This window comes from Variovorax sp. Varisp85, assembly GCF_047304045.1.
Lineage (GTDB): Bacteria > Pseudomonadota > Gammaproteobacteria > Burkholderiales > Burkholderiaceae_C > Variovorax.
This window is the reverse complement of the sequence record NZ_JBGLYN010000028.1, coordinates 52,713-69,007: the sequence shown is the minus strand read 5'-3', so window position 1 is coordinate 69,007 and position 16,295 is coordinate 52,713. Positions and strand designations below refer to the sequence as shown.

The window sequence follows — 16,295 nt, the reverse complement described above, 5'->3', positions numbered from 1 at the left end:
GGGCGGGAGCGGTGGTCCGTGTTCAGCAGCGCATCAAGACTCGGCGGCGAACTTGTCGTACGAGGCCGCATCGAGCAGCGCGTCGAGCTGCGCCGGCTCACTCAGCTTGACCTTGAAGAACCAGCCGCCGGCCAGCGGGTCGCTGTTGGCGAGCGAGGGGTCGGCGCGCAGCGCTTCGTTCACTTCGGTGATCTCGCCCGACACGGGCATGAACACGTCGGCCGCGGCCTTGACCGATTCGACGACGCCGGCGACTTCACCCTGGGCAAAGGTCTTGCCGACTTCGGGCAGATCGACGAACACCACATCGCCCAGCGCGTCCTGCGCGTGCACGGTGATGCCGACGGTGGCCGCGCCGCCTTCGGCCGAGACCCATTCATGGTCCTTGGTGTACTTGATGCTCATGTAAAAAACTCCTCGTGGAAAAAATGATGATCGGGATGCGTAGCCTAGCCGCGGTAGTAGCGGGTGGGCACGAAAGGCATGGTCGAGACTTCCATCGGCACCGGCTTGCCGCGCACGATGGCCTGGATGCGCGTGCCCGGCTCGGCGAAGGCGGTGGCCACGTAGCCCATGGCGATGCAGCGGTCGGCGGTAGGGCCGAGCAGGCCGCTGGTGACGAGGCCGATGTCCTGGCCTTCGAAGGATTGCAGCACCGTGCCGTCGCGCACCGGAATGCGTTCGAGGGCAACGAGGCCCACGCGCTTGCGCTTCAGCGTGTCGTGGTCGGTGTGGCCTGCCGCGCCCACGGTGGATGCGGTGAGCTGCGCCAGGACCTTCGCTGCGCCCGGAAAGCCGCCAGCGCGCGCGCCGCCGGTGCGGCGCACCTTCTGCATCGCCCAGTTGAGCGAGGCCTCGACCGGCGTGGTGGTGGTGTCGATGTCGTTGCCGTACAGGCACAGGCCGGCTTCGAGCCGCAGCGAATTGCGCGCGCCCAGGCCGATGGGCTTGACCTCGGGCTGGGCCAGCAGCAGGCGGGCGAGGGCGTCGGCGTCCTTGGCGGCCACCGAGATCTCGAAGCCGTCCTCGCCGGTGTAGCCGCTGCGGGTGACGAAGGCGGGAATGCCGCCGATCTGCACCGCGCCGCCCGTCATGAACACGAAGCGCTCGACACCGGGCGACAGCCGCGCGAGTGTGGCGGCGGCCTGCGGGCCTTGCAGTGCGAGCAGGGCGTGGTCGGGCAGGGGCTGCACGTCGCAGCGGGCGCCGATCTTCTGCTGGATGTGCGCGATGTCGGCCACCTTGCAGGCCCCATTCACGATCACGAAGATCGAGCCGTGGCCTTCGTTGAAGAACATCAGGTCGTCGATGATGCCGCCCTCGTCGTTCAGCAGCAGGCCGTAGCGCTGCTTGCCGGCGGGCAGGTCGATCACGTCGACGGGCATCAGGGTTTCGAAGGCGGCTGCCGCATCGGGCCCGACGAGGCGCAGCTGTCCCATGTGGGAAATGTCGAACAGGCCGGCCGCATCGCGCGTGTGCTTGTGCTCGGCCATCAGGCCGGCGGGGTATTGCACGGGCATCGAATAGCCGGCGAAAGGCACCATGCGGGCGCCGAGCTCCAGATGGAGGTCGTACAGCGGCGTCTTGAGAAGAGGGGCGTCGGAGGGAGCGGAAGAAGCAGCCACGGGGCACTCCAAAGGGGCAGTCGAAATCCATGGCTGCAACGCCATGGGCCACCCCTGCTGTCCGCTTTACCTGAGAGATTCGCCCCACGATCGGGGTTTGCTCCTTCGGTGGGCCGTTACCTGGCAACGGCCTCTCTCCAGCAAGGAAACACCGGTGTCCACCAGTGCCTTGTCAGTCCTTTTGCCTGAGCGTTCGGGAATCCCCTGCGCCTTCGGCGGCCCCGGCGTGCGGGGCTCTCTCCTGACCCCGGCAAGTGTAGTGGATCGCGCAGCCCGCAGCCCCGGACTTGCCCTTCACCCTATCGCGACCACAGGCGCCACGCTGCGACGCCGACCGAGATCCACACGGCCACGACAAGCGCGGCGCCATACCGGCTGGTCGGCCTGGCGCCCGACTTCTGCATCCAGTCGTCGGCTTGCCGGCGGCACTCCGCGAGCACCGGCGGCGGAATCATCCGGATCGCAAGCCAGATCAGCCCCGGCAGCAGGAGAACGTCGTCGAGGTAGCCCAGGACCGGGATGAAGTCGGGAATGAGGTCGATCGGGCTGAGCGCGTAGGCGACCACGAGCATGCCCAGTGCCTTGGCATACCACGGGGTGGATGCATGCCTGCCGGCGAACCACAGCGTGACGCCGTCGCGCTTGACGCGCCGGGCCCAGGCGCGAAGCCGGTCGGACAGGGGCGGTTTTTCAGGAGCGGAGTTCACCTCGCGATGGTGTCACAGGCTGCGTTCGCGCCCGGGGTGCGCTCTTCAATGAACGATTTCGGCCGGCGGCAGCAGCCGGTCGATGCGCTCGCGCAGCGATTCGGCCCGCTCCACGCCGGCGGTTTTCTCGATCTCGGTCAGCATCAGCGCGGCGATGGTCAGCATCGCCTCGCGGTCGCGCGCCTCGCGCAGCGCGTCGCGCATCTGCAGCGCGAACTTCGGGTCGCGCCGCACGAACATGCGCTCGCAGATGTCGAACAGGAACATGCGCGTGGTGGCCAGCGAGCGCTTGCCGTCGAAGGTATCGGCCGAGGTGGGGAGGCGGATCGGTTCGTTGGCGGGGATCGGCACGGGCTGGGCGGGTGCCGGTGCGTCCGCGGCTTGCGGGCTCTGCAGGTAGCCCCTCTGGATCAGCGCCCGGATCGCCAGCTCGGCTTCATGCCGGTCGGGGAACAGCGCGCTGAAGTCGGTCAGCGAGCGCCGGCCGTCGGCCATCAGCAGCAGGGCGCGCTCGCGCTGGCTGAGCGTGCGCTGTCCGCCCTGGAGTTCGTCGCGCGCCTTGTCGGTCTTGGTGGGAAACATGGCAGCCACAGCTTTGGGGAATCGATGGACGCAGCATCGTTGCAAGCGGTGACATCTTTATTACCCGTTTTCCTCGCAGGGCCAATGGCCGCCGACGCTACTTGAACCCGAGCGCGTGCGGCAGCCAGGTGCTCAGCGCCGGCACGAAGGTCAGTATCAGCAGCACCGCGCCGTGCGCCCAGAGGAAGGGCACCAGCTCCTTCACCAGCGCCGACATGGGTACCTTCGACACGTTGCACGTCACGAACAGCAGCCCACCCACCGGCGGCGTGATCATGCCCAGCGTGAGGTTGAAGATCACGATCATCGCGAAGTGCACCGGGTCCACGCCCAGCTTCACCGCCACTGGCGCGAGGATCGGCGCCAGCACCATCACGCCCGGCAGCGGCTCGATGAAGATGCCGAACAGCAGCAGGAAGATGTTGACGATGATCAGGAACATCCACGGCGAGAGGTTCATGCCGATGAGCCATTCGGCCATCTGCTGCGGAATGCCCTCGATGGTCAGGATCCACGCGAACGAGGCCGACAGGCCGATGATGATCAGCACCGAGGCCGACAGCAGGGCCGAGCGCGAAAGAATGTCGGGCAGCGCCTTCCATTCGAGCGTGCGGTAGATGAACTTGCCGCACACGAGCGCGTAGAACACCGCCACCACCGATGCCTCGGTGGGCGTGAACCAGCCCGCGCGCATGCCGCCGAGAATGACTACTGGCAGCAGGATCGCGGGAATCGCCTTCCACGTCGTCACCAGGATCTCGCGCAGCGGCGGCGTTTGCCCGTCGCCCTTGTAGTTGCGCTTCTTCGAGACGTGGAAGTTCACCAGGCACATCGCCACCGCGATCAGGATGCCCGGCAGGATGCCTGCTGCGAACAGCGTGCCGACCGAGACCGTCTCGTCCTGCAGCGCGTAGATGATCATGATGATCGAGGGCGGAATGATCGGCCCCACGATCGCGGTCGAGGCCGTGAGCGCCGCCGCGTAGGAGCGGTCGTAGCCGGCCTTGTCCATCATCTTGATGAGCATCGACCCCGGCCCCGCCGCGTCGGCCAGCGCCGAGCCCGAGATGCCCGAGAAGAAGGTCAGCGACACCACGTTGGTGTAGCCCAGACCGCCCCGGCGATGGCCCACGAACTGGCCCGCGAAGCGCAACAGCACCTCGGTGAGGGAGCCGCCGCTCATCAGCTCGGCCGCCAGGATGAAGAAGGGCACGGCCATCAGCGGAAAGCTGTCGATGCCGGTGAAGGTTTCCTTCAGCAGTACCATCAGCGGGTAGTTCTCCGCGAGGATCAGCGTGGTCACGGTGGAAAGGCCCAGCGCGAAAGCAACCGGCACGCCGATGGCCAGGAACACGCAGGCGGAAACGATCAGAACGAGGCTTGCATCCATGGTCGTTCCTCCTTACAGCGACGCGCTCGCGTTGGCGTCGAAGTGCGCGTCGGAGGCGAACTCGCGGTTCAGCACGTAGCCGCGCACCACCAGCAGCCAATGCACGACGAGCAGCACGCCGCCGAACAGCATCGCGCTGTAGATGTAGGCAAACGGAATCTGCGTGACGGCCGTGAGCTGGAACATCGTGCGCTGCATGTACAGCCAGCCGTACCACACCATGAAGCCGAAGAAAGCGAAGAGAAGCCCTGCCACCACGATGCGCAGCGCCACCGCGGCGGGGCGCGGCAGCGCGTCCTGCAGATTCTCGACCGCGATGTGCCCGCCGTAGCGCAGCACCGGCCCGGCGCCCAGGAATGTGAGCCAGATCATCATGTGGCGCGACACCTCCTCGGCCCATTCGAGCGACTGGTTGGTGGTGTAGCGCAGCACGACGTTGGTGAAGATGATGACCGACATGGCGGCCAGCAGAAGAATCAGCGCCCAGCGGTTGGCGGCGAGAAAGTAGCGCTCGAAGGCTTGCACTTTGAGTTGTTCTCTGTTGTGTCGGGAGATGAAAAAACGAAGCGCCCGGCGCACTATGGCGAGCCGGGCGCGTTGCCGGAAGACCGGCGGGGCGGCGTTACTTGACGTCCGAAATCTTCTTGATGTTGTCCGCGCCGAATTCCTTGGCGTAGCTCACGTATGCCGGCTTCAGCGCCTCGCGGAAGGCCGCGCCGTCGACGGTGCGCGTGACCTTCATGCCGTCTTTCTCGAGCTGGGCGATGCCGTTGTTCTCGTCGTCGTTCACCTTCTTGCGCTGGGCGACGGAGGCCTTCTTCGCGGCTTCGACGAACACCTTCTTGTCGGCGTCCGAGAGCTTGTTCCACACCTTCGGCGACAGCAGCAGCAGCGCCGGCGAATACACGTGGCCCGTGAGCGAGAGGTGCTTCTGCACCTGCGAGAACTTCGATGCCAGGATCACCGGAATCGGGTTCTCCTGCCCGTCGACCGTGCCCTGCTGCAGCGCGCCGAAGAGTTCGGGGAAGGCCATCGGCGTGGGCAGGATGCCGAAGGTGCGGTAGCCGTCCATGTGCACCTTGTTTTCCATGGTGCGCATCTTCAGGCCCTTGGCGTCCTCGGGCTTGACGATGTCGCGTTTGCTGTTCGTCATGTGGCGGAAGCCGTTCTCCGTCCAGGCCAGCGCGACGATGCCCTTGCTCGGGAACTTGGTCAGGATGTCCTGGCCGATCGGGCCGTCCATCACCTTGCGCGCGTGGTCGTAGTCGCGGAACAGGAAGGGGATGTCGACGATCTTCACCTCGGGCACGAAGTTGCCCACCGGGCCGGTCGAGGTGTTGACCAGGTCCTGCGTGCCGAGCTGTATGGCCTCGATCTGCTCGCGCTCGCCGCCCAACGCCGAGTTGGCGAAGTGCTGGCACTTGTAGCGGCCTTGCGTGCCCTTCTCGATCTCTTCGCAGAACACCGTGGAGCCCACGCCGTAGTGCGACTCCTTGGAGGTCGCGTAGCCGATCTTCAGGACGGTCGGTTGTTGCGCATGGGCAGCGGAAGCGCCCAGGGCGAGCGAAAGGCAGGCGGCGGCGATGTGGCCGATTTTCATGATGTCTCCGGGGTTGAAGTCAGGTGCGCGTCAGGCGCCCCGGACTATGCAACACCGGAGAGCTTCACCGCGTCGGGATTTTCACGGACGTATTCGCGGATGACGGTCTCGAAGCTCTGGTCCGCCGACAGGCCCAGCGCCTTCGCACGCGCCGTTTCGATGCGCCCGGGCCAGGTCTTCACGATGCGCATGATCGTCGGATCGGGCGTGCGATCGAGCAGGGCGGTGGCGGCCTGGCCGGCCACGTGCTCCAGCGCGGCAGCCATCTCGCCCACCGTGGTGGCCAGCGAGGGCAGGTTCAGTGCGGTGCGCGGACCCCACTGCGCATCGCTCGCCTCGGCGGCGCGGATGATGCCCTCGATGGTGCGCGCCGGTGACGCGATGGCGACAGGCGTTGAATCGGGCACGGGGCAGGCCGCGCGCAGGCCGGCCAGCGGCTCGCGGATCATGCCGCTGAAGAAGCCCGAGGCCGCGCCGTTGGGTTTGCCCGGGCGTACGCTCACCGTCATGAGCCGCACGCTGCGCCCGCGCACGAAGCCCTTGCGCGTGAAATCGGCCACCAGCTGCTCGCCGATGAATTTCTGGATGCCGTAGCTGGTCTGCGGCGTGGGCAGCGTGTGGTCTTCGATGACCTTCGGCAGCGGCTGCTCGGGCGAATCGCCGAATACCGCGAGCGAGCTGGCGAACACCAGCACTGGCTTCGTGCCGAGCGCACGCACCCGTTCGAGCAACGCGTGCGTGGCTGCGAAATTGCTGCGCATGCCGAGGTCGAAGTCGGCCTCGCACTCGCCGCTCACGGCCGCGGCCAGGTGGAAGACGGCATCGGCTTCGCGCCAGACGGTCGCGTCTGCATCGGGCGAGAGTTGCGCGTTGAGGTCGCCCGTCACGGTGGCGATGCGCGCATCGGACGCGAGGTCGGCGGGCGCGCCCACGCGGTCGACCAGCGTGATGCGCTCGATCGGCCGGGCCGGTGCGCCGGCCAGCGAGAGGGGGCCTTGCTTCAACAGCGTGCGGGCGAGGCGAGCGCCCAGAAAACCGGCGCCGCCGGTGATGACGATGTGCATGGGTTTTGTCTCCTGTGAGCCGCCAGAATACGCGAGGCTCCGGCAACACGAAGCGCAGCGGAGAGCCGAAACGAAAAAGCCCTCCGAAGAGGGCTCGCCGACGAGGCAAGGAGGCCTTACATGCCCACGTAGTTCGGCCCGCCGCCGCCTTCGGGCGTGACCCACACGATGTTCTGCGTCGGGTCCTTGATGTCGCAGGTCTTGCAGTGCACGCAGTTCTGCGCATTGATCTGCAGGCGCTGCTTGCCGTCCTCGGTGCCCACGAACTCGTACACGCCGGCCGGGCAGTAGCGGCTTTCGGGGCCGGCGAACTTGGCGAGGTTGATGTTGACCGGCACCGTCGCGTCCTTCAGCGTCAGGTGGGCCGGCTGCTGCTCTTCATGGTTGGTGTTGCTGATGAACACGCTGGAGAGGCGGTCGAAGGTGAGCTTGCCGTCCGGCTTCGGATAGACGATGGGCTTGCACTCCGAAGCGGGCTTCAGGTAGAGGTGGTCGGGCTTGTTGCGGTGCAGTGTCCATGGAATGTGGCCCTTGAGCAGCCACTGCTCGATGCCGTTCATGAAGGTCGCGATACCCAGGCCCTTCTTGAACCAGGCCTTGAAGTTGCGCGCTTTGTTCAGCTCGGTGTAGAGCCAGCTCTTCTCGAACGCGGCCGGGTAGGCCGTGAGTTCGTCGTGCTGGCGGCCGGCCTGCACCGCCTCGAAGGCGGCTTCGGCGCACAGCATGCCGGTCTTGATGGCGGCATGGCTGCCCTTGATGCGGCTCACGTTGAGGTAGCCGGCCTCGCAGCCGACCAGCGCGCCGCCCGGGAACACCGTCTTGGGCAGCGACATCAGGCCGCCGGCCGTGATGGCGCGCGCGCCGTAGCCGATGCGCTTGGCCGGCTTGATGCCCTGGGCCTCGTCGCCTTCGAGGTACCAGCGGATGTTGGGGTGCAGCTTCCAGCGCTGCATTTCCTCGAACGGGCTCAGGTAGGGGTTGCTGTAGTCCAGGCCGGTGATGAAGCCCATCGTGACCTTGTTGTCCTCCATGTGATAGAGGAAGGCGCCGCCATAGGTGTCGCTCTTCATGGGCCAGCCGGCCGTGTGCAGCACGAAGCCGGGCTGGTGGCGCTTGGGGTCGATCTCCCACACTTCCTTCACGCCGAGGCCGTAGGTCTGCGGGTCCTTGCCGGCGTCGAGCTTGTACTTCGCGATGAGCTGGCGGCCGAGGTGGCCGCGCGCGCCTTCGGCGAACACGGTGTACTTGCCCAGCAGCTCCATGCCGAGCTGGAAGTTCTCGGTCGGTTCGCCGTCCTTGCCCACGCCCATGTTGCCGGTGGCCACGCCGCGCACCGAACCGTCTTCGTTGTAGAGCACTTCCGCCGCGGGGAAGCCCGGGAAGATTTCGACGCCCATGTTCTCGGCCTGCTGCGCCAGCCACTTGGTGAAGGCGCCGAGGCTGATGATGTAGTTGCCGTGGTTCTGGAAGCAGGCCGGCAGGAACAGGTTGGGGGTGCGCAGGCCCGACTTCTCGCCGAGGAACACCATCGCGTCGTCGGTCACGGGCTGGTTGAGCGGCGCGCCGAGTTCCTCCCAGTCGGGCAGCAGCTCGTTGAGCGCGCGCGGGTCCATGATGGCGCCAGAGAGGATGTGCGCGCCGGGCTCCGAGCCCTTTTCGAGCACCACGACCGAGATCTCCTTCTCGTGCTGCGCGGCCAACTGCTTGAGCCGGATCGCGGTCGAGAGGCCGGCCGGGCCGCCGCCGACCACGACCACGTCGTATTCCATGGCTTCGCGAGGGCCGAACTGGGCGAGGATTTCGTCGTGGGTCATGTGGGTTGGGTCGATAATGATTTTTCGAGGCGCGGGGCATTTTATGCGGCGTCCACGGGCGGTCCGTGTCACTCGCGGACGGGCCTGTTTCGTCACCTGCGCGACTCCACAGGATCCAGTCCATGGCTTACAGCATCGATCTTTCCGGCCGCGTGGCCTTCGTCACCGGCGCCTCCAGCGGGCTCGGCGCCCAGTTCTCGAAAACCCTGGCGCGCGCCGGTGCCGCCGTGGTGCTGGCCAGCCGCCGCGTCGAGAAGCTCAAGGAGCTGCGCGCCCGCATCGAAGGCGAGGGCGGCGACGCCCATGTGGTCGAGCTCGACGTGACCGACATCGGCAGCATCAAGGCCGCGGTCGCGCGTGCGGAGACCGAGGTCGGCCCCATCGACATCCTGGTCAACAACTCGGGCGTGAGCACCACGCAGCGCCTGCAGGACGTGACGCCCGACGACTACGACTACATCTTCGACACCAACGTGAAGGGCTCCTTCTTCGTCGCGCAGGAAGTCGGCAAGCGCATGCTGGCGCGCGCCACGGGCACGGCACCGGGCACCTACATCGGCGGGCGGATCATCAACATCGCCTCGTCGGCGGCGCTCAAGGTCATGCCGCAGATCGGCACGTATTGCATGAGCAAGGCCGCGGTGGTGCAGATGACCAAGGCCATGGCGCTCGAGTGGGGCCGCTTCGGCATCAACGTGAACGCGCTGTGCCCGGGCTACATCGCGACCGAACTCAACGAGGAGCACTGGACCACCGAGGCAGGCGCCAGGCTGGTCAGCATGCTGCCGCGCAAGCGCGTGGGCAAGCCCGAGGACCTGGACGGCCTGATCGTGCTGCTGGCCAGCGGCGAGAGCCATTTCGTGAACGGTGCCGTCATTGCGGCCGACGACGGGTTCGCGCTTTGAGTCCGCGGGCCTGGACCGGCATTGCCGCCGGCCTGGGCGCGGGTGCGCTCTGGGGGCTGGTGTTCGTAGCGCCGCGCATGGTGGGCCAATTCGGCATGGTCGACATCACCGCCGCGCGCTTTCTCGTGTTCGGCGCGGTCTCCGGGCTTGCGGTGTTCGCGCGGCCGGCCGCCGTGCGCTGGCCGAACGGTCGGCAGGCGCTCGCGGCGCTGGGGCTCAGCGTGCTGGGCTTCAGCGGCTACTACCTGCTGCTCGCCTTCGGCATCGCGGCAGCCGGCACCGAGGTGCCGAGCCTCGTCATCGGCACGATCCCTGTCTGGATGATGCTGCTGGGCCGGCCCGCGGGCCTGCACATGCGGGCCTTGCTGCCCGGGCTGCTGCTCACGGGCGCGGGCATGGCACTCATGATCTGGGGCGCCTGGTCGGCGCACGGCGGCGCGGGCAGTGGTGCTGGCGCGCGCTTCGGCGGGGGCATTGCGCTGGCGCTGTGCTCGATGGTGAGCTGGACGGTCTACGGCTTGCTCAACGCCGCCTGGCTGCAGCGGCACCGCGAGGTGCACGCGGCCGACTGGGCCAACTGGCTCGGCATTGCCACCGGCCTCGGGGCCTTGCTGCTGTGGGCGGCGGCGGGCAGCGATGTCGCCACGCTGCGGTCGCAGCCCGACGGCATGCTGTTCATCTGGATCGCACTGGCGAGCGGTTTCGGTTCGTCGTGGCTCGCGACCATCCTGTGGAACGTCGCGAGCCAGCGTCTGTCTGCGAGCCTGTGCGGCCAGCTGATCGTCAGCGAGACGCTGTTCGCATTGCTCTATTCCTTCCTCTGGGACGGCCGCTGGCCGCTGGCCACCGAATGGCTGGCTGCCTTGCTGTTCGTCCTGGGCATCCTCGCATCCATCAAGGCTCACCGATGAGAATCGAAATCCCCGAAAAGAAGAAGCTCGTGTACGAAATGTCGATCCCCATCCGCTGGGGCGACATGGACGCCATGGGCCACCTGAACAACGGCACCTACTTTCGCTATCTCGAAACCGCGCGCATCGACTGGATCCGCTCGATCGGTGTCGAGCCCGCGCCGGGCGGCGAGGGCATGGTGATCGTCAATGCCTTCTGCAACTTCTACCGGCAGATCGAATACCCGGGCAACGTGCGGATCAAGATGTACGTGAGCGACCCGGGGCGCACCACCTTCGAAAGCTGGGCCACCATGGTCCGCGAAGACGCGCCCGACGTGATCTGCGCGGCCGGCGGCGCAACCACCATCTGGGTCGATTTCCCGAAGCAGAAGGCGCTGGCGCTGCCCGACTGGCTGCGCACGCTGGTGAGCGACTGAGCAGGAGCCGCTGACGCAGCTCAGGCCGGCTGCAGCACGATGCGAGCCTCGAAGCCATGCGCCGCGGCCGCCGGCGGCGACGAGAGTTCGAGCCTCGCGCCGTGCTTCTCGACGATGGTGCCCACGATCGAGATGCCCAGGCCGTAGCCGGCGCGATCGGAGCTGTGGCGCACATGGCGCTCGCGCAGGGTTTCGAGCTGCGCGGGGTTCACGCCGGGGCCGAAGTCGCGCACGGCAAGGGTGCAGGGCGCCGTCACCTCGACGACGACGCGGCCACCCCCGTAGCGCAGCGCGTTCTCCACCAGGTTGCGCAGTGCGATCGCGAGTGCGTCGAAGTCGCCGAGGGCCAGGGGGGTGGCGCTGTCGGGCACCTTGAGCACGAGGCGCTCGGTGTTGCGCGGGTCTTGCCAGAAGTCCTGCGCCACGGCGCCGGCGAGCTGCACCAGGTCGACCCGCGTGCGTGTGAGCGAGGCGCCCGATTCCGCGCGCGACAGCTGCAGCAGCTTCTCGGTGCGGTGGCTGAGGGTGCGCAGCGCATCGAGCGCGGCCTGCACGTCGTTGCGCTGCAGGTCGTGTTCGAGCGCGGTCTGCAGCCGCAGGCGGGCGGCGGCAAGCGGTGTTCGCAGTTCGTGCGCGGCGTTGGCCGCCAGCGCGCGCTCCACGTCGAGCGAGTGCGACAGGCGCTCCAGCAGCCGGTTGACGTGGTCGCCGACGGTGCGCAGCTCCCTCGGCAGGCCGGGCAGGGCGATCGGGCTCAGGTCGGCGCCGCTGCGTTTCTCGATCTCACCGGCCAGCTCCTGCAGCGCCCGCAGCTCGGCACGCGCCACGTTGCGCAACACCAGCGCGAGCAGCGGCAGCACCGCGACGAGCGGAATGATCAGGCCGAAGAGCGTGCGGTTCAGGGCATGGCGGCGTTCGTCGAGCGGGTCCGCCACCTGGAAGAACAGGCCCAGCGTCGGATGGCGCACGGTGTAGATGCGCCAGCTCGGGTTGTTCGCGAAGCCGGCGGCCAGCGGCACATCGAAGGTGTCCGCGGGCGCTTCGGCGGAGCGCAGCAGTACGTGTTCGTGCAGGTCGACGATCTGGTAGATCACCGCGTCCTCGGAGAACAGCTGCTTGGGCGCGATCAGCGGTTCGCGCGGCGGCTCCTGTCTGGGGTGCTGCAGCTTTTCCAGTTCCTGCACGGCCATCGCGAACATGCGGTGCGAAACTTCGACCATTTCGTTGTCGAAGTTGTGGTTGATCTCGCGGTCCACATACCAGACCACGGCGAACACGCACAGCAGCCACACGCCGCCGACCCAAAGGATCAGCGTGCGGGTCAGCCGGCCCGCGAGCGTGTCGCGGCCGGCCACGAGCTTGTTCAGGCTCATTCGTCGTCGTCCGCCGAGAACGACAGGCGATAGCCGAGGCCGCGCAGCGTCTGGATGTGGTTGCGCCCTAGCTTGCGGCGCAGGCGGCTGATGAAGACCTCGAGCGTGTTGCTGTCGGCCTCGTCGCCGAAGCCGTAGAGCGCATCGGCAAGGTTCTCGCGCGTGTGGATGCGCTCGGGTCGCGTGGCCATGACGCGCAGCAGCGCCCATTCCTTCTGCGTCAGCGTGATCGGCGAGCCGTCCTTGCGCACCATGTCGTGCGCCAGGTCGATCTCGAGCGTGCCGAGCTGCAGCACCGGCGAGCTGCTCGCGCTGCGGCGGCGCTCGACCGCGCGCAGGCGCGCCAGCAGCTCGGCGGGGTCGTAGGGCTTGATGAGGTAGTCGTCGGCGCCGGCATCCAGGCCGCGGATGCGGTCGGTCACCTGGTCGCGTGCCGTCAGCACGATGACGATGGGGCGCTCGGGCAGGGCGCGCACCTGCGGCAGCAGCGAGAGGCCGTCGCCGTCGCCCAGGTGCAGGTCGAGCAGCACGGCCGCGTATTGCACCGAAAGCAGGGCGCCGCGGGCGTCGGCCAGGCTCGAAGCCACGTCGACCACGAAGGCCTTGGCCAGCAGGTAGCTGCAGACGGCATCTGCCAACGCAGTGTCATCTTCGACCAGCAATATGCGCACGCCATGTCCTTCCAACAAAAAATGGAGTCTAGCGCTGCCCGGTTGCACGGGGCCTGCCAGTCAGGTTCGGTTCATCTTGCTTCAGGCTGGGTTCATTCCGCGAACGTAGGCTCGCGTCTGTTTTTCAGTCCCGCCTTCGTTCATGACACGTTTCCCGCTATTTCGCCTGGGGGTCCTGACCCTTTTTGCACTGGTTGCACTGATGGCATGGGACGCGACGGGGGCAGACCTGGTGCTGGCGCGCATGGCAGGTTCGCACATGGGTTTTCCCTTGCGCGACAACCCTTTCATGGTTCACGTGATGCATGAGGGCGCCCGGAACCTGAGCTGGGCGCTCGTGATCGCATTGTTCGCCGCAATCCGGTGGCCGTTCGGCTTCCTGCGCCGCCTGAGCACCGGGGGCCGCGCCCAGCTGGCGCTCACGGTGCTGGCCTCGGTGATCGCCGTCAGCGTGCTCAAGCATGCCAGCCAGACCAGCTGCCCGTGGGACCTGCAGGAGTTCGGCGGCGTTGCACGGTATGTGTCGCACTGGTCGTGGGGCGTCAACGATGGCGGGCCGGGCGGGTGTTTTCCTGCCGGCCATGCGTCTGCGGCCTTTGCCTACGTGGGCGGGTACTTCGTGCTGCGCCGGGTGTCGTCCCGTGCGGCGGCGATCTGGCTGGGGGTGTCCGTGGTTGCGGGGTTCGTGCTGGGCGCGTCGCAGCAACTGCGCGGCGCCCATTACATGAGCCACACCCTCTGGACCGCTTGGGTCTGCTGGGTGGTGGGCTTCGTCATCGAGGCGGCGGTGACTCGCTTCAAATCGCGCATGCTGAAGCCGGCGATGCCCGCACATGCAGGATCTTGATTTCGCACTGTTCAGGCTGATCAACGCGGACCCTTCGGTGCCGGCGTGGAGCCTGCGTGTCGCCGAGTTCTCCTCCAACCTGCTGCCGGCCCTGCTGACGCTCGCCATCGGGGTCTGCGCGCTGTTCAGCCGGCGCTGGCGCCATGCGCTGTTCACGGTGCTGGTGAGCGTGCTGGCCGTGTGGTTGATCGTGAACATGATCCGTACGCTGATGCCGGTTCCCCGGCCTGCGTTCTATGGCCTTGGCATCCAGTGGGTGCCCCAGGGCGTGCGGCCCGGCTTTCCGAGCCTGCATGCGGCCGGAACCTTTGCCGCCGCCTTTTCGCTCTGGTGCCTGCCTTCCCGCGCAGCCATGCTGGCGGCGCTGCTGGTGGCTGTTGTGGTGGCGTGGAGCCGGGTGTTCCTGGGCCTGCATTTTCCCTCCGATGTCGTCGTGGCGGCGGTGCTGGGCGCGGTGGTGTCGGTCATTGTGGAGCGCGGCGTCAGCCGGCCGCTGGGCCTGGCCGCTTCCGGCGTGCTCATGGCGCGCAGGCGCGCGAAGATGCGACTGCGCCGGGCCAGCCTGAACACCGACTGAAGGGGCAATTCAGGCTCGCTTCAGGCGGACTCGCTACATTCGCCGCATGTCTGTTTCGCGAATCGAGCCCGCACCCCTGCAGCGGGCGAGCACTTCTGACCCCAAAACGCCGCACTTACCCGCCTCCGGTACGTCGTGGGAGCGCTTCAACCTGTGGTTGAAGCAGCCGCGTTCGGCCGCCGTGCTCGTTCTTTGGCTCAGCCTCTACCTCGTATTGACCACCAACTGGCCGCTGTGGAACGAGCTGGCCCGTATCGGCGGTGCGCCGAGCACCTACATGTCCACCATCGTGGCCATGAGCCTGCTCACGCTGTGCGGCTCGGCGGCCATGCTGTCGCTGACCGCCTGGTCGCGCTGGATGAAGCCGCTGTGGCTCGCCGTGGTCGTGCTGGCCGCGGTGGTCCAGCACTACATGCTCCAGTACCGCGTGGTGATGGACCCGACCATGATCGCCAACGCGCTGCAGACCGATCCGAACGAGGCGCGCGATCTGCTGAGCTGGCGCATGGCCTTCAACGTCGGCGTGGTGGTACTGCCCGCGGCCTGGCTGCTGTGGCGGGTGCGCGTCACACCGATGCGCTTTCTGTCGAAGCTCTGGCGCAACGCCGCGCTGTTGCTGCTGTCGGTGCTCGTCGCGCTCGGCGCGGCGGTGTCCATGAACCGCGAGCTGGCGCCGCTGATGCGCAACAACGTTCATCTGCGCTACATGATGAACCCCATCGCGACGCTCTATTCCACGGGCTCGCTGTTCATCAAGCCGCTGTTCAAGCGCAGCGGCAAGCTGATTCCGATCACTGCCGGCACGGCGCTGGGCGCCAGCTATGCGGCCCAGACCAAGCCACCGCTGTTCGTGGTGGTGGTGGGCGAGACGGCTCGCGCCGACCACTTCGCCTTGAATGGCTATGCGCGCGACACCACGCCCGAACTCGCCAGGCGCGGTGTGCTGAGTTACCGCGAGGTGCATTCCTGCGGCACCAACACGCTGGCCTCCGTGCCGTGCATGTTCTCGCCGCTGGGCAAGGAAGGCTACGAATCGCGCAAGGACGACTACGAGACACTGGTCGACGTGCTGCAGGCTGCGGGCCTGGCCGTTTTCTGGCTGGACAACCAGGCCGGCTGCAAGGGTGTGTGTGTCCGCGTGCCGAACGCCTCGGCCTTCGAAGGCCTCGATGCCGCCACCAAGAAGGCGCTGTGCGACGGCGACGAATGCCTCGACGACGTGATGCTCAAGGGCCTCGACGAGCGCATTGCCGCGCTGCCGGCCGAGCGCCGCGCCAAGGGTGTCGTGCTGGTGATGCACCAGATGGGCAGCCACGGCCCGGCCTACTACAAGCGCTCGGCGCCCGACGTGAAGCGCTTCCTGCCCGAGTGCAAGACCAATGCGCTGGCCGAGTGCGGCCACGCCGAGCTCATGAACGTGTACGACAACTCGATCGTGCAGACCGACCGCTTCCTAGGCCAGACCATCGACTGGCTCAAGGCCCAATCGAAGCAGTACGACCCGGCGATGCTGTACGTGAGCGACCACGGCGAGTCGCTCGGCGAATACGGCCTGTTCCTGCACGGCGTGCCGTACAGCTTCGCGCCCGAGGCGCAGAAGCACGTGCCGATGGTCACGTGGTTCAGCGAAGGCATGAGCCAACGGCGCAAGCTCTCGCGTTCGTGCATGGAGGCGGGGCTCGACACGCCGCTCACCCACGACAACCTGTACCACACGGTGCTGGGCGTGATGGACGTCGCCACGCCTACCTACAAGCCGGCGCTGGATGCACTGGCTTCTTGTCGCGGTAAGGGCTGAGCTTCTATCGGA

The 16,295-nt window shown here is 67.1% G+C and carries 17 protein-coding genes and 2 riboswitches; of the genes, 6 read left to right on the top strand and 11 right to left on the bottom strand.

The genetic code is table 11. The features are described 5' to 3' along the window. Window positions 1–33: 33 nt before the first annotated feature. The 9 genes from gcvH to ACCC97_RS13530 form a co-directional block, all read right to left on the bottom strand. Window positions 34–405, bottom strand: coding sequence for a glycine cleavage system protein GcvH (gene gcvH, locus ACCC97_RS13570; RefSeq protein WP_007834443.1), 372 nt, complete (start codon window positions 403–405; stop codon window positions 34–36). 44 nt (window positions 406–449) lie between these two features. Then, the gene (gene gcvT, locus ACCC97_RS13565) at window positions 450–1,625 is read right to left on the bottom strand and encodes a glycine cleavage system aminomethyltransferase GcvT (protein WP_042673556.1); all 1,176 of its coding nucleotides are present in this window, start codon (window positions 1,623–1,625) and stop codon (window positions 450–452) included. Window positions 1,626–1,672: 47 nt separating this feature from the next. After that, window positions 1,673–1,776: riboswitch (glycine riboswitch) on the bottom strand. 12 nt (window positions 1,777–1,788) lie between these two features. Next, a riboswitch (glycine riboswitch) is annotated at window positions 1,789–1,879 on the bottom strand. A 45-nt stretch (window positions 1,880–1,924) separates the two neighbouring features. Beyond that, window positions 1,925–2,332 carry a YkvA family protein gene (locus ACCC97_RS13560; RefSeq protein ID WP_413333294.1) on the bottom strand — a complete coding sequence of 136 codons (408 nt, stop codon included), beginning with the start codon at window positions 2,330–2,332 and terminating at the stop codon, window positions 1,925–1,927. 45 nt (window positions 2,333–2,377) lie between these two features. Beyond that, window positions 2,378–2,914 (bottom strand): hypothetical protein, encoded by a 537-nt coding sequence (locus ACCC97_RS13555; RefSeq protein ID WP_007834449.1) that lies wholly within the window; start codon window positions 2,912–2,914, stop codon window positions 2,378–2,380. A gap of 97 nt (window positions 2,915–3,011) precedes the next feature. Further along, on the bottom strand, window positions 3,012–4,304 hold the full coding sequence (locus tag ACCC97_RS13550; RefSeq protein ID WP_007834451.1) for a TRAP transporter large permease: 1,293 nt from the start codon (window positions 4,302–4,304) through the stop codon (window positions 3,012–3,014). A gap of 12 nt (window positions 4,305–4,316) precedes the next feature. Next, window positions 4,317–4,829 (bottom strand): TRAP transporter small permease, encoded by a 513-nt coding sequence (locus ACCC97_RS13545; protein WP_007834453.1) that lies wholly within the window; start codon window positions 4,827–4,829, stop codon window positions 4,317–4,319. Window positions 4,830–4,926: 97 nt separating this feature from the next. Continuing rightward, on the bottom strand, window positions 4,927–5,904 hold the full coding sequence (locus tag ACCC97_RS13540) for a TRAP transporter substrate-binding protein (RefSeq protein WP_007834455.1): 978 nt from the start codon (window positions 5,902–5,904) through the stop codon (window positions 4,927–4,929). Between the two features lie 44 nt (window positions 5,905–5,948). Continuing rightward, window positions 5,949–6,968, bottom strand: coding sequence for a D-erythronate dehydrogenase (gene denD, locus ACCC97_RS13535; RefSeq protein ID WP_007834457.1), 1,020 nt, complete (start codon window positions 6,966–6,968; stop codon window positions 5,949–5,951). Between the two features lie 116 nt (window positions 6,969–7,084). After that, window positions 7,085–8,782 (bottom strand): electron transfer flavoprotein-ubiquinone oxidoreductase, encoded by a 1,698-nt coding sequence (locus tag ACCC97_RS13530; protein ID WP_007834459.1) that lies wholly within the window; start codon window positions 8,780–8,782, stop codon window positions 7,085–7,087. A 122-nt stretch (window positions 8,783–8,904) separates the two neighbouring features. Between ACCC97_RS13530 and ACCC97_RS13525 the strand changes: the two genes are divergently transcribed. The 3 genes from ACCC97_RS13525 to ACCC97_RS13515 are packed head-to-tail and all read left to right on the top strand — an operon-like array spanning window position 8,905 to window position 11,017. After that, complete coding sequence (locus ACCC97_RS13525) at window positions 8,905–9,687, top strand: SDR family oxidoreductase (protein WP_007834461.1); 783 nt, start codon at window positions 8,905–8,907, stop codon at window positions 9,685–9,687. A 20-nt stretch (window positions 9,688–9,707) separates the two neighbouring features. Next, window positions 9,708–10,598, top strand: coding sequence for a DMT family transporter (locus ACCC97_RS13520; RefSeq protein ID WP_413333297.1), 891 nt, complete (start codon window positions 9,708–9,710; stop codon window positions 10,596–10,598). Next, window positions 10,595–11,017: an acyl-CoA thioesterase gene (locus tag ACCC97_RS13515; RefSeq protein WP_413312207.1), complete on the top strand. Its 423-nt coding sequence runs from the start codon at window positions 10,595–10,597 to the stop codon at window positions 11,015–11,017. The genes ACCC97_RS13520 and ACCC97_RS13515 overlap by 4 nt, the downstream gene beginning before the upstream one ends. Window positions 11,018–11,037: 20 nt before the next feature. Here the strand turns inward: ACCC97_RS13515 and ACCC97_RS13510 are convergent, their stop codons facing one another. Together ACCC97_RS13510 and ACCC97_RS13505 are read right to left on the bottom strand one after the other, a co-directional pair. After that, window positions 11,038–12,390, bottom strand: a complete 1,353-nt coding sequence (locus ACCC97_RS13510; protein ID WP_007834467.1) for a sensor histidine kinase — start codon at window positions 12,388–12,390, stop codon at window positions 11,038–11,040. Further along, a complete protein-coding gene (locus ACCC97_RS13505) occupies window positions 12,387–13,061 on the bottom strand; it encodes a response regulator transcription factor (protein WP_007834469.1) in 675 nt (224 codons plus the stop codon). The genes ACCC97_RS13510 and ACCC97_RS13505 overlap by 4 nt, the downstream gene beginning before the upstream one ends. Before the next feature lie 142 nt (window positions 13,062–13,203). Between ACCC97_RS13505 and ACCC97_RS13500 the strand changes: the two genes are divergently transcribed. Genes ACCC97_RS13500 through ACCC97_RS13490 form a run of 3 tightly spaced genes read left to right on the top strand, consistent with a single transcriptional unit; the run spans window position 13,204 to window position 16,283 of the window. After that, a complete protein-coding gene (locus tag ACCC97_RS13500) occupies window positions 13,204–13,908 on the top strand; it encodes a phosphatase PAP2 family protein (protein WP_007834471.1) in 705 nt (234 codons plus the stop codon). Then, window positions 13,895–14,485, top strand: coding sequence for a phosphatase PAP2 family protein (locus ACCC97_RS13495; RefSeq protein ID WP_007834473.1), 591 nt, complete (start codon window positions 13,895–13,897; stop codon window positions 14,483–14,485). Before ACCC97_RS13500 ends, ACCC97_RS13495 begins: the two co-directional genes overlap by 14 nt. A 46-nt stretch (window positions 14,486–14,531) precedes the next feature. Next, entirely contained in the window at window positions 14,532–16,283 is a 1,752-nt protein-coding gene (locus ACCC97_RS13490) for a phosphoethanolamine transferase (RefSeq protein WP_413333290.1), read from the top strand. Window positions 16,284–16,295 lie beyond the last annotated feature (12 nt).